General features: G+C 64.2%; 1 protein-coding gene. It reads left to right on the top strand.

Features of this window, described 5'->3' with window-relative positions; translation table 11 throughout:
• The coding region (tuf, locus tag GYH35_RS34460) for an elongation factor Tu (RefSeq protein ID WP_161816613.1) at positions 1-1,161 on the top strand (1,161 nt) is incomplete at its 5' end.
• Positions 1,162-1,164: the final 3 nt, after the last annotated feature.

The raw sequence follows: 1,164 nt of genomic DNA on the forward strand, positions 1-1,164 counted from the left end.
CCGCACGTGAACGTAGGCACCATCGGCCACGTCGACCATGGCAAGACCACGTTGACGGCCGCGCTGACCAAGGTGATGGCGGAGAAGCACGGCGGCGAGTTCAAGGCGTACGACCAGATCGACAAGGCGCCCGAAGAGCGCGCCCGCGGTATCACGATCGCGACGGCGCACGTGGAGTACACCTCGGATGCGCGTCACTACGCGCACGTGGACTGCCCGGGCCACGCCGACTACGTGAAGAACATGATCACGGGCGCGGCGCAGATGGACGGCGCGATTCTGGTGTGCTCGGCCGCTGACGGCCCGATGCCGCAGACGCGCGAGCACATTCTGCTGGCCCGTCAGGTCGGCGTGCCGTACATCGTGGTGTTCCTGAACAAGGCGGACATGGTCGATGACGCCGAGCTGCTCGAGCTGGTGGAGATGGAAGTGCGCGAGCTGCTGTCGAAGTACGACTTCCCTGGCGACACGACCCCGATCGTGAAGGGTTCGGCGCTGAAGGCGCTGGAAGGCGATCAGAGCCCGATCGGCGTGCCGGCGGTGATTCAGCTGGTGGCGGAGATGGACAAGTACATCCCGGTGCCGGAGCGAGCGATCGACGGCGCGTTCCTGATGCCGGTGGAAGACGTGTTCTCGATCTCCGGCCGCGGCACGGTGGTGACGGGTCGTATCGAGCGCGGCATCGTGAAGGTGAACGACGAAGTTGAAATCGTCGGCATCAAGGACACGCAGAAGACCACCTGCACGGGCGTGGAAATGTTCCGCAAGCTGCTGGATCAGGGCCAGGCTGGCGACAACGTCGGCGTGCTGCTGCGTGGCACGAAGCGTGAAGAAGTGGAGCGCGGCCAGGTGCTGTGCAAGCCGGGTTCGATCAAGCCGCACACGCAGTTCGAAGCTGAGGTGTACGTGCTGACGAAGGAAGAGGGCGGCCGTCATACGCCGTTCTTCAAGGGCTACCGTCCGCAGTTCTACTTCCGTACGACGGACGTGACGGGCGCGGTGCAGTTGCCGGAAGGCGTCGAGATGGTCATGCCTGGCGACAACATCAAGATGGTGGTGGAGCTGATTGCGCCGATCGCGATGGAAGAAGGCCTGCGCTTCGCCATCCGTGAAGGCGGCAAGACGGTCGGCGCCGGCGTCGTCGCCAAGATCATCAAGTAATCG

Origin of the sequence: Steroidobacter agaridevorans (genome assembly GCF_009932555.1) — a bacterium.
Lineage (GTDB): Bacteria > Pseudomonadota > Gammaproteobacteria > Steroidobacterales > Steroidobacteraceae > Steroidobacter > Steroidobacter agaridevorans.